We start from the raw sequence: 12,566 nt of genomic DNA, 5'->3' as shown, positions 1-12,566 counted from the left end.
GTCCAACAATTGTACGGAGAAACCGCTATACCACCGCCCTATCCGCGCCGAGGAATGGCGCCGCCGCCACCAATGAGCGGTCCTCGCTACAACGAGTTCATCCAGTCCCAGAAGGTTCGGGTGATCGACGAAAACGGCGAAAACCTGGGCGTGATGTATACGCGGGAAGCTTTCGAGCAGGCACAGTCGGTCGGCCTCGACCTCGTCGAGATCTCGCCGAACGCCGATCCGCCGGTCGCCAAGTTCCTCGATATCGGCCGCTTCAAGTACGAAGCGCAGAAGAAGGCCAACGAGCAGCGCAAGAAGCAGAAGACGCAGGAGATCAAGGAGATCAAGATGCGTCCGAACATCGATGACCATGACTACGACACCAAGATGAAGAAGGTGTTCGAGTTCATCGACGAAGGCGACAAGGTGAAGGTCACCATGCGCTTCCGAGGTCGCGAGATGGCGCACGGCGAGCTTGGCATGGCGGTACTTCGCCGAGTGCAGGAGCAGACGGCTGAAGTCGCGAAGATCGAGGCGCACCCCCGCATGGAAGGTCGCCAGATGCTGATGGTCCTCTCGCCCAAATAGGCGCGCTGCGACACTGCCCGCGCTGCGGCAGTTACTGACACCAGTGTTGCAATAGTGCGTCATGCGGCGCGGGTTCGTCGCGCCCGCACTTTCGTCCATTGCCGTTCGGAGTTAGCCTCCCCCTCGGAGAGACTGTTGCTCGCCATGAGCAGGGGGAGAGGACATGCATAAATCGATGTGGCTGCTTTCGGCAGCCCTGGTGACTGCCGGCGCGCCCGCGTTCGGCCAGGCGACCGCGCAATCGAACACCGACACGGACAAGGCAGGCGCCCAGACCACGCAGGGCGCAACGTCGGAAGCGGCCGCCGTGCAGGATCAGGCCCGCGAGCAGCAGTCCGTCGATACCAGCGACATCATCGTCACCGCGACGCGCCGTAACGAAGCGCTCTCCGACGTGCCGATGGCGGTCAGCGCCGTGACTGCGCAGACCCTGGAGTACACCGGCGCCAGCGACATCCGTCAGCTGCAGCAGGTGTCGCCTTCACTGCTTGTTTCCTCAAGCTCGTCGGAAGCAGGCGCCGGTGTCGCGCGCATTCGCGGCGTCGGCACGGTCGGCGACAACCCGGGACTCGAAAGCTCGGTCGGCGTGTTCATCGACGGCGTCTACCGTTCCCGTGCTGGCGTAGCGCTTACGGAGCTTGGGCCACTCGACCGTATCGAGGTGCTGCGCGGGCCGCAGGGCACCTTGTTCGGCCGCAACACGTCCGCGGGGCTCATCTCGATCATCACGGCCAAGCCGCGCTTCACGCCGGAAGTCAGCGGTCAGATCGACCTCGGCAACTATCACCTTCGCCGCTTCGAAGGCAGCGTCACCGGTCCGCTCTCGAGCAGCATCGCCGCGCGCCTGGACGGCGTGTACCTCAAGCGAAACGGCTTCCTGAAGGACGTGGTGTCCGGCCGCGACGTGAATGACCGCGACCGCTGGCTGCTGCGGGGGCAACTGCTGTTCAAGCCGACGGACCAGTTCTCGTTCCGGCTAATCGGCGACTATTCGAAGCGTGACGAGGAATGTTGCGCCGCGTCCTACCTGCCGACCTTCAACACCGTCACGGACGTCAACGGCGGTTACACGCGGTCGCCGTCGAGCGTCGCCGGTATCGAACGGGCTCTCGGCGGGATCATCAACGACAACAGGTTTGCCCGCGACGTATCGATGACCCCGGGCCGCGACTTCGCGAGCAAGGTGAAGGACTACGGCGTGTCCGGCGAGGCGGTTTACGACATGGGCTGGGCGGAGCTGACCTCCGTCAGCGCGTACCGCTACAACAATTACGATCGCGGCCAGGACGCGGACTTCAACAATCTCGACCTGCTCTACCGCGCAAGCGACGGAGGTTCGTTCACCCGCTTCAAGACATTCAGCCAGGAGGTTCGTCTACAGGGCAACACGTTCAACAATCGCCTCGACTGGCTAGTCGGCGGCTACTACGCGAACGAGAAGCTGAGGGTCGTCGACAACCTGTCCTACGGCGCCGACTATGGCCGTTTCGCGAACTGCCTGCTGTTCGCATCCGTGCTTCCCGCGGCAGTCGCACCGACGCCGACCGGCAATTGCGTCGGCCCCGCGCTCGGCCAGACTCTTGCCCAGCTCCAGGCTGGCATCCAGCAGCTCAGCGTAGCCATCGCCCAGCTCCAGGCCATCCCGAACCCCACACCGCAGCAGCAGGCCCAGCTTTCCGCGCTCATCACCCAGCGTGCCGGCCTGATCAGCAGCGCCACGACGCTCGGTGCCCTCAGCGCCAATCCGGCCAATCCTGGTTTCGGCTCGCTCGCGGCAGTGCTCGGCCAGCCGGCATTCAACTTCAACGGCGTTGGACTGGATGACCGCTTCGACCAGACCAGCAACAATTGGGCGCTGTTCACGCACAACATCTTCGCGATCACGCCGCAGCTCAAGCTGACCATCGGCGCTCGCTACACGCATGAACGCAAGCGACTGGTGGCCGACCTCCACGACAACAACACGCTGTGCTCGGCGATCTCGTCGAGCCCGCTGGCCGCGTTCCAGCAACTCCCCTGCGTCATCCCGGGCGCCCCCGGCGGCGTGCTCGCGCTCGACGACAAGCTGACGGAGAGCAAGCTCTCGGGCACCGCGGTGCTGAGCTACAAGCCGACCGATCGGCTGCTCACCTACGCGAGCTACTCGCGCGGCTATAAGGGCGGCGGGTTCAACCTCGATCGTTCGGCGCTGTGGCGGGCAAACTCGACGCCCGGGTCGCCGCCCTTGTCGGGCAGCGGCGCCATCTGCGTCAGTGCAACTCAGCCCAATTGCGGCGGCGTGGTCGCATCGGGCGCAGACCTCGCCTTTAAGCCCGAGACGAACGACGCATTCGAGATTGGCGCCAAGTACAACGGCCGCGGCATCGACGTGAACGTCGCCCTGTTCCGGCAGCTGTTCAAGAACTTCCAGCTGAACACGTTCAACGGCCTCAACTTCATCGTCGAGAACATCAACAGCTGCAGCGAGGATCTCGCCGGTGCCGACACCGACAGCAGCTCCCGTACGGGCGCTTGCACCGGCAAGAGCAGGGCCGGTGTCAAGAACCAGGGCGTCGAGCTCGAGATCTTCACGAGGCCGATGCCCGATCTGGCGATCAACGCCGGCGCCGTGCTCGCCAACACGCGCTTCCGCCACAACTTGATCGGCGCGAGCGGACGGCCGCTCAATGACTACCTCTTCCAGCTGCCGGGCCGCCGCATTTCCAACTCCGCGCAGTGGACGACGACGGGGTCGATTGCCTGGACACCGCAGATCGGCAGCAGCGGGCTTCGCGGGCTGTTCTATGTCGATGCGCGGCACATGACCCGGTTCAACACCGGCTCCGACCTCGACATCGAGAAGACTCAGAAGGCGTTCCTGGTCGTCAATGCCCGCGTTGGCATCCACGGACCGGACGAGAGCTGGGGCCTCGAGTTCTGGGCGCAGAACCTGTTCAAGGAGAAGTACCTGCAGGTGGGCTTCGACGCTCCGGTGCAGGGCAGCGGCACGACGCGCGGCGTTCAGGCGGGCTTCTACCCGGCCGCGACGCAGCTCTACGGCGCATTCCTTGGCGAGCCGAGGACGTTCGGCGTCACCCTACGGGGCAAGCTCGGGTTCAATCGGACCGCGCCGGCACCCTACGTCGCTCCGCCTGCGCCGCCGCCGCCTCCTCCGGCGCCAACCCAGACCTGCGCGAACGGCACCGTCATCCTGACGAGCGACATATGCCCGCTCCCGCCTGCCCCGCCGCCGCCGCCGGCACAGGGGGAGCGAGGCTAAGGGTTCAGCTTACCGGCAAGGCCCGCCCTCACCGGCGGGCCTTCTCGTTTCAGGCTGCCCGCGCCTGTTCGGTATCGCCGGCGGCCGACAGCAGCGCGGACCGCAGCGCATCGACCTGCTCGGCCGCGAGCTTCCGGCCGTCCGCGTCGGTCAGATAGAAGACGTCCACCGCCCGCTCGCCGTACGTGGCGATGTGCGCCGAATGGATGCGGTGACCCTCGGCGTGGATCGCGCCGGCAAGCCGAGCGAGAAGCGCTGGCCGGTCGAGGGCATGAACCTCGACGACCGTCGTCCGCGTCGACGCCTGCTCCGCAACCGAGACAGACGGTGCAACGCTGAACGCTCGGCTCTTGCCCGAGGCGAGTTCTGCTGATGGCAGCCGTGGCGACTCCGGCAGCGTCAGCGCCGCCTCGACCGACCGCAAGAGCCGACTGCGGAGACGCCGGTCGGCATAGGGCCGGCCCTGCGCGTCCAGGACCAGCAGGTTGTCGAGCGCCATTCCGTCGCGGGTCGTGTGGATCCGCGCGTCGATGATGTTTGCGCCGCCCGACGCCAGCCCGGCGCAAATCCGGTAGAACAGGCCTTCACGGTCGGGGGCGAAAACGGTCACCCGCGTCGCATTGCTGTCAGCATCGTCCTCGGCGACCACGGTCGGCTTGGCGTCGCCGATGCGGGCCGCGGCCGCAGCGACCTGCCGGGCGTTGGCAAGCTGCCACTCGAGCGGCTCGGCGAGCCAGTAGCTGTCCGACAGGCGCTTCACATGAGCGCGTACTGCGCTCGCCTTCCAGCCGAGCTTCTCGGCAAGCGCAGCCTGCCGGTCGCGGACAAGCTCGGCGCGGCCATGCTGCTTGTGCCCGAGACGCAGGCGCTCCTCTGCTGCTTCGAACAGGCTGCGCAACAGCAGGCGCTTCCACTCGCTCCAAACGCCGGGGCCCACTGCTCGAATGTCGACGACAGTCAGGATCAGAAGCAGCCGCAACCGCTCGGGGCTTTGCACCTGCCGCGCATAATCCTCGATCGTCTTGGGGTCGGCCAAGTCGCGCTTGAACGCCGTCGAGGACATCAGCAGGTGGTGGCGAACCAGCCAGGCGACGGTCTCGGTCTCCGCCCGGTCGAGACCCAGCCGCGGGCAGAGCCGCATCGCGATCTCGGCGCCGATGACGCTATGATCGCCGCCGCGCCCCTTGGCGATATCGTGCAGCAGGACGGCGACGTAGAGCACGCGTCGCGATCCGATCTGCCGAAACAGCGCGGTGGACAGCGGGTGGTCTTCCTTGAGGTCGCCCCGCTCGATCGCCGCAAGCAAACCGAGGGCGCGTATCGAGTGCTCGTCCACCGTATAGTGGTGATACATGTCGAACTGCATTTGCGCGACGACGCGGCCGAAGTCCGGAACGAAACGGCCGAATACGCCGGTCTCGTTCATCCAGCGCAGCACGATCTCGGGCGAGTGGATGGAGGTGAGAACCTCCAGGAACAGCGCGTTCGCACGGGGGTCGTCCCGCACCTTGCGGCCGATCAGCGCGGAGTCTCGGGTTGCGGCTCGCATCGCCGTCGGGTGGATCTGAAGCTGCTCGCGCGCGGCCAGCGCGAACAATTCGAGCAGCCGGACCGGATCGTCGCGGAAAAAGTCGTCCGACGGGATCGAGATGCGGCCTCGGTCCAGCGTGAAGCCTCCCAACCGCGCCGGCCGCCTGCGAATGGTCGGCAGCGCGAAGCGGAATCCTTTCTTGCCGAGTTGCTCATCGAGCTGCGCGAGAAAGACCCCGGTCAGGTCGCCCACGGTCTTCGCGTTGAGGAAGTAGAATTGCATGAACCGCTCGACGGCCGATTTCCCCGGCCGGTCGGCGTAGTGCATGATCTCGGCGATGCGCGGCTGGTAAGTGAAGCTGACGCGCTCCTCGGCCCGGCCGGCGAGCAGGTGGAGGTGGCAGCGCACCGCCCAGAAGAAGCGCTCGGCGCGGTCAAAACGCCGGAACTCCGCGGCGCTGAGAAGCCCGGCGCCCACCAGGTCGTGCGGCCGTTCGACGCCGTGTACGTATTTGCCGATCCAGTAGAGCGTGTGGAGGTCGCGAAGGCCCCCCTTCCCGTCTTTGACGTTTGGCTCGACGACGTAGCGGCTGTCGCCCATCCGGACGTGCCGCGCGTCGCGTTCGGCGAGCTTGGCCGCAACGAACTCTGCTGCGCTGCCGGACACCACTTCCTTGCGTAAGCGCTTCATCGTGACATCGAACAGCTTGTCGGCGCCCCACAATCGCCGCGCCTCCAGCAGCGCGGTGCGCACGGTCATGTCGTTCTTGGCGAGCGGCAGAAGCTGCGGCAGAGAGCGCACCGAATGGCCGACCTTCAGCTTGAGCTCCCACAAAAGGTGGAACATGGCCTCTGCCGCCGCCTCTTCCTGGCTGGTCGGAGCGCGGGCGGTCAGCACCATCAGGTCGACGTCGCTGTAGGGCGCCATCTCGCCCCGCCCGGTGCCGCCTAGCGCCACGAGCGCCAGCGCATCGCTTTCCGATGCGCCTCCGGTGACGAACTCATAGGCGAGGCGGACGATTTGGTCGGTGAGGAAGGCCGTAGCATGCGCCGCGGCGCGGCCGTTGCCCGGCTGATCGGCCAGCCGCCGCGCCACTTCGGCGCGGCCGGTGTCGAGCGCTTCGCGAAGCACTTGCGCCGCATCGCCGCCACTCACGAGCCGTCCGGCCACGGCGCGACGGTCGATGATCGCTCGGCGGTTCTCGAGCTCGGGAAGCGTCATGACGCCCGCTCCACCGCCAGCCGCTTGAGCCTGTACAGGTGATCGAGTGCCTCCCGGGGCGTCAGGCTGTCGGGCTCGATGCTCTCGATTGCGGCGAGCAACGGATCGGGCGGCGTTTCCGGCTCGGCCGCCGCAGCGAACAGCGGCAGATCGTCGAGCCCGGCAGCGATTCCGCCCGTGGCGTCACGGCCGGCCTCCAGCTTCGCAAGCACCGACTTCGCTCGTGCAACGACGCCCGGCGGCAGTCCGGCAAGCTTGGCGACTGCGATGCCGTAGCTGCGGTCGGCCGCGCCGCCTGCGACTTCATGAAGCAGGACCAGGTCACCTTTCCACTCGCGCGCGCGAACGTGGTGCAGCGAGAGCGAGTCCAGCCGTCCGGCGAGCCGGGTCAACTCGTGATAATGTGTCGCGAACAGCGTGCGGCATTTGACCTGATCGTGCATGGCCTCCACCACCGCCCAGGCGATTGCCAGCCCGTCATAGGTCGATGTGCCGCGCCCGATCTCGTCGAGAATAACCAGGCTGCGTGGCGTCGCCTGGGCGAGGATGGCAGCGGTCTCGACCATCTCGACCATGAAGGTCGAGCGGCCCCTGGCGAGGTTATCGGCGGCACCGACGCGGCTGAACAACCGGTCGACAATGCCGACCGTTGCGCGGCTCGCAGGCACGAAGCTCCCGCTCTGCGCAAGCACCGCAACCAGGGCAGCTTGCCGCAGGAACGTCGACTTGCCGCCCATGTTGGGGCCGGTGATCAGCCACAGCCGGTCGCTTCGGCCAAGCGAGAGATCATTGGCCACGAACCGCTCGCCGGACTGTTGGAGCGCCGCTTCGACGACCGGGTGCCGCCCCGCCTCGATGTCGAGGCACGGCTCGTCCAGCAACTGGGGTTTGCACCAGCCGCCCTCGGCGGCGCGGTGCGCATGGCCGGCCGCCACATCGATCCGCGCGATCGCCTCGGCAGTCGCTGTGATCTGTGCGGCCGCAGCGACGGCGAGCTTCGTCAGTTCCTCCGCATGCGCTGCTTCCGCAGCCAACGCGTGGCCGCCGGCTTCCACGACGCGGCTCGCTTCCTCGTGAAGCTCGGGCGAGTTGAAGCGGACCACGCCGGCAAGCGTCTGGCGATGCGTGAAGCCGCTGTCGGGTGCCATCAGCCGCTCGGCGTGACGGGCGGAAACTTCGATGTGATAGCCGAGCACCGCATTGTGCCGGATCTTGAGCGAGCCGACGCCGGTTGCGTCGCGGTAGCGGCTCTCCAAGCCCGCGATCGCGCGTCGGCCGTTCGAGGCGGCGTCGCGCAACGTGTCGAGCTCGGGATCGTAGCCTTCCGCGATATAGCCGCCCTTCGACGCATCGATCGGCGGCGACGCAACCAGCGCCCGCGACAGCCGCTCGATCAGCGCCTCGTGACCCCTCAAACGCGGCAGCAGCCTGTCGAGCAGCGGAGGCCGGTCCGGCTCATTGCCAAGTTCCCGCGCCAGCGCCTCGGCCGCACTGAGCGCGTCGCGTAGCAGCGCCAGATCGCGGGGAGTTCCGCGGCCGGCGGCGAGCCGCGCCAGCGCCCGCGCAAAGTCCGGCATGGCCTTCAGCGCCTGCCGCACCCGCTCGCGCCGGATCGCATCCTCGTGGAACCAGGCCACCAGCGCGAGCCGCGCCTCGATTGCGCTCCGATCGTTCAGCGGCGCCGAAACATCCTCGCACAGGAGGCGCCGCCCGCCGGCCGTCTGGCAGCGGTCGATCTCGCCGAGCAGGCTGCCGCTTGTGCTGCCCGACGTCGACCGCGTCAGTTCCAGGCTCTCGCGCGTCGCGGCATCGATCGCCATGTGGCTTGCCCGACCTATCCGGCGCGGGGCGTCGAGCAGGACTCCAGCCCCCTTCTGCGTCGCATCGAGATAGGCGATCAGGCCGCCGGTTGCCGCAAGCTCGGCCCGCGACGGACCGCCAAGCCCGTCCAGCGTCGCCAGACCGAAGCGGCCCTTCAGCGAGCGCTCTCCCTCGAGGCTGTCGAACCCGCCCTTGCCCGCGGACGTGCGGACTCCCGGCACCGGCGCATCCGCAATGGTCTCGGCAGGCGAAAGCCGCGCAAGCTCGGCGGCAAGCTCGCCCGTGCCGCAGCCGATCAGCTCGAATCGCCCGGTGGAAATGTCCGCCGCCGCGATCGCCCAGTCGTCACCCACGCGAGCAATGGCGGCCAACCAGTTTGCCGCGGCAGAATCCAGCAAGGTCTCTTCGGTCAGCGTGCCCGGAGTGACCAGCCGGACGATCGCCCGATCCACCAGCGCCTTGGACCCCCGAGCCTTGCGCGCTTCGGCCGGGCTCTCGGTCTGCTCGGCGATGGCGACGCGGTGCCCACCCTTGATCAGCCGGGCGAGATAGGCCTCCGCCGAATGGACCGGCACGCCGCACATCGGGATCGGTTCGCCGGCATCCTCGCCGCGCTTGGTCAGCGCAATGTCGAGGGTCGCCGCAGCCGCTTTCGCATCGTCGAAGAACAGCTCGAAGAAGTCGCCCATGCGGTAGAACAGCAGCGCGTCGCCCGCCTCTTCCTTGAGGCGCTTGTACTGCGTCATCATGGGGGTTGGAGCGTCGGCGCGGGCCATCTCCAATCCGTAGCCGCTTCATTCGTCATCCTGAACTTGTTTCAGCATCTGTTTGGTCGCGCTGCGGCAGTCGTCTCGGTGGACCATGAAACAAGTTGAGGGTGACGATGCGACCGCGAAACCGCTAAGGCCGGCGCATGTCGGAAAGCCACGTCAAATTCTCCGAAGCCGAAGCGCTTGAATTCCACTCCCGGGGTCGACCCGGAAAGATCGAGATCATCGCTTCCAAGCCCATGGCGACGCAGCGCGACCTCAGCCTTGCCTATTCGCCCGGCGTGGCGGTGCCGGTCCGCGCAATCGCGGAGAATCCGGGCTGCGCCTACGACTTCACCGCGAAAGGCAATCTCGTCGCCGTTATCTCGAACGGCACTGCGATCCTCGGCCTCGGCAACCTTGGCGCGCTGGCGTCGAAGCCGGTGATGGAAGGCAAGGCCGTGCTGTTCAAGCGCTTCGCCGACGTCGACGCCATCGACATCGAGGTCGCGACCGAGGACGCGCAGCGCTTCATCGACGCGGTTGAACTGCTCGAGCCGAGCTTCGGCGGCATCAACCTCGAAGACATCGCCGCTCCCGACTGTTTCGTGATCGAGCAGACGCTGAAAGAGCGGATGAACATTCCGGTCTTCCACGACGACCAGCACGGCACAGCGATCATCACCGCGGCTGGCCTGATCAATGCCTGCCATCTCACCGGCCGCGCCCTCAAGGACATCCGAGTAGTCGTCAACGGAGCCGGCGCGGCGGCGATCGCCTGCACCGAGCTGATCAAGGCCATGGGCGTGCGCCGTGACCAGGTCATCATGTGCGACCGGAAGGGCACCATCCGCAAAGACCGCAACGACCTCGACCAGTGGAAGTCTGCGCATGCGGTCGAGACGACTGCCCAGAACCTCGGTGAAGCACTGGTCGGAGCGGACGTGTTCCTCGGGCTTTCTGCCGCCGGTGCGCTCAAGCCCGACATGGTCAAGTCGATGGCCAAGGAACCCATCATCTTCGCGATGGCCAACCCGGACCCCGAGATCTGGCCGCCGGATGCGACGGCGGTTCGCCCTGACGCAATCATTGCCACCGGCCGCTCGGACTTTCCCAACCAGGTCAACAACGTCCTCGGATTCCCGTTCATCTTCCGCGGCGCGCTCGACGTGCGGGCCACGGCGATCAACGACGAAATGAAGATCGCCGCCGCCGAAGCGCTGGCCGAGCTCGCCCGCGAACCGGTGCCCGAGGAAGTCGCCGCGGCGTACGGCGGACGGTCGCAGAGCTTCGGCCGCGATTACATCATCCCGGCGCCGTTCGATCCCCGCCTGATGGAGGTCGTCGCGTCCGCCGTTGCCGAAGCCGCTGTCCAGACCGGTGTCGCTCAGAAGCCGATCGCGAACATGGAAGCCTATCGCCAGGAGCTTCGTGCGCGTCTCAACCCGACCGTGGGCGTCATGAGCCTCGCCTACGAAGCAGCACGCGCCAATCCAAAGCGCGTCCTGTTCGCGGAGGGCGAGGAGCCGAACGTTCTGCGCGCGGCGATCGCCTTCAAGGAGGGCGGGTACGGAACGCCGGTGCTGGTCGGACGCGAGGACGTCTACCAACAGCTGAAGGAAATCGGCGTCGACAACCCGCAGGACTATGAGGTCCTCAACAGCCGCAACTCACCGCTGGTCGGCCGCGCCGTTGATCACATCTACCAGAAGCACCAGCGTCACGGCATGCTGCGCCGCGAGATCGAGCGCATGGTCAACCAGGACCGCAACTATTTCGCGGCGGCGATGCTCGCGCTCGGCGAAGCGGATGCGATGATCACCGGCACGACGCGGCCCTTCAGCCAGTCGCTTCGCCAGGTGCGGACGGTCATCAACGACGAGCCCGGCGCAACGCCGTTCGGAATCAACGTCATCGTCGGCCGGCACCACACGGTCCTGATTGCCGACACCGCCGTGACCGAGCGGCCGACGGCGGAGCAATATGCGGCGATCGCCCTGCGGTCGTCAGCCTTCGCGCGGCGCATGGGCCTTGAGCCGCGTGTCGCGTTCACCAGCTACACGACGTTCGGCAACCCGCCGGGCGTTCACATCGAGGAACTGCGCGAAGCCGTTGCGCTGCTCGACAGCTTCCATCCCGACTTCGAATATGAAGGCGAAATGGCTCCGGACGTGGCGTTGAATGTCGACATGCAGGAGCGCTTCTATCCGTTCAGCCGCTTGTCGGGTCCGGCCAACATCTTCGTCATGCCGGGCCTTCAGTCGGCCAGCCTCTCGGCCAAGCTGCTCAAGGAGCTGGGCGGCGAGAGCGTGCTTGGCCCCTACGTCCTCGGGCTGGAGCATCCGGTGCAGATCGCGCCGATGACCGCTAGCGCGTCGGACCTGGTCATGCTTGCGGTGCTTGCCGCAGGCGACGCGCACGCTCGTCACCAGCGCGAGGCGGCGCGGGTCTGACCACTACGGCAGGTCGCGCGCCACCCGGAAACCGACTCCACCGCTTCGGTAGCTCGAAAGTCGGACGTCGCCGGGGGGCGGAGCAAAGTTCCTCGCCGCGGACCTGATCCACGCCGGCCGGTCGCCCCAGTCGCCGCCGCGCACGACGCGATAGTCGCAGCTGTTCGTGCCGTTGAGGTCGGCAAGGTAGCTGCTCGTCTCGAGCTTGACGCGACCAACGACGGCCGATCCGTCTTTGGGCGCCCTCGCATAGGACGGAACGAAGCAGTCGGCGACGTACTGCAGCACGTTGCCGGCCATGTCGTGCAGCCCGAATGCGTTCGGCGGGAAGGCATCCACCGGAGAAGTGAAGAGCCACTTGTCGGGCCCTTCGGTCAGCCCTCCGCAGCATTCGGGCTTGCCGTAATTGGCCCGCGCATGGCTCGCATCGGCACGCCAGTAGAACGCTGTGTCGGTGCCCGCTCGGGCCGCATATTCCCATTCGCTTTCGCTCGGCAGCCGATAGTGCTTGCCGGTGCGCTTGCTGAGCCAGCGGGCATAAGCCTGGGCATCGTCCCAGGTGACGCAGACGACCGGATGCCGATCGCTCTGAGCGAAGCCGAGGTGGCGCCAGTTCGCCGAACTTTCATGATCGCGCGTCAGGCCGCTCCATTCGCAGCCGTTTTGCGTCGGTGGGCGGCTTGCAGAGACGAAGGCGGCCCACTCCCCCCGAGTGACATCGTACTTGCCCATGGCGAAGCTGCGGATTGCGACCCGGCGCTGCGGTCCTTCGACCGCGTCGCGGCCCGGCTCCTTCTCGGGCGAGCCCATCAGGAAGTGACCGCTTGGCAGGGCGACCATCACCGGACAGCCGTGGCAGTCGTGGAATGTGCGGAGCGGATGCTTGCCTTCCGCAGCGCCCGCCAGCATCGCCGCCAAACCGAGCGTAACTGCCGTTCGCAACTTCATCATGAGAG

General features: G+C 66.8%; 6 protein-coding genes. 3 read left to right on the top strand and 3 right to left on the bottom strand.

The features are described from left to right. The first annotated feature begins 72 nt into the window (after positions 1 to 72). Positions 73 to 576, top strand: coding sequence for a translation initiation factor IF-3 (gene infC, locus ACUXST_RS06590; RefSeq protein WP_458389172.1), 504 nt, complete (start codon positions 73 to 75; stop codon positions 574 to 576). Positions 577 to 739: 163 nt separating this feature from the next. Further along, positions 740 to 3,835 (top strand): TonB-dependent receptor, encoded by a 3,096-nt coding sequence (locus ACUXST_RS06585; RefSeq protein ID WP_458389171.1) that lies wholly within the window; start codon positions 740 to 742, stop codon positions 3,833 to 3,835. Between the two features lie 49 nt (positions 3,836 to 3,884). Here ACUXST_RS06585 and ACUXST_RS06580 read toward each other — a convergent pair whose 3' ends face one another. Next, complete coding sequence (locus tag ACUXST_RS06580; protein WP_458389170.1) at positions 3,885 to 6,587, bottom strand: [protein-PII] uridylyltransferase; 2,703 nt, start codon at positions 6,585 to 6,587, stop codon at positions 3,885 to 3,887. Then, positions 6,584 to 9,157: a DNA mismatch repair protein MutS gene (gene mutS / locus ACUXST_RS06575; protein WP_458389554.1), complete on the bottom strand. Its 2,574-nt coding sequence runs from the start codon at positions 9,155 to 9,157 to the stop codon at positions 6,584 to 6,586. The genes ACUXST_RS06580 and mutS overlap by 4 nt, the downstream gene beginning before the upstream one ends. Before the next feature lie 164 nt (positions 9,158 to 9,321). On the opposite strand from mutS, the gene ACUXST_RS06570 reads away from it, so the two are divergent. Then, the gene (locus ACUXST_RS06570) at positions 9,322 to 11,610 is read left to right on the top strand and encodes an NADP-dependent malic enzyme (RefSeq protein ID WP_458389169.1); all 2,289 of its coding nucleotides are present in this window, start codon (positions 9,322 to 9,324) and stop codon (positions 11,608 to 11,610) included. Positions 11,611 to 11,613: 3 nt separating this feature from the next. Here the strand turns inward: ACUXST_RS06570 and ACUXST_RS06565 are convergent, their stop codons facing one another. Further along, on the bottom strand, positions 11,614 to 12,558 hold the full coding sequence (locus ACUXST_RS06565; protein WP_458389168.1) for a formylglycine-generating enzyme family protein: 945 nt from the start codon (positions 12,556 to 12,558) through the stop codon (positions 11,614 to 11,616). Between the last annotated feature and the right edge of the window lie 8 nt (positions 12,559 to 12,566).

The sequence above is a fragment of the Sphingomonas sp. F9_3S_D5_B_2 genome (assembly GCF_054263715.1).
The sequence above is the reverse complement of the archived record's forward strand: the minus strand, read 5'-3'. Positions and strand labels throughout refer to the sequence as shown.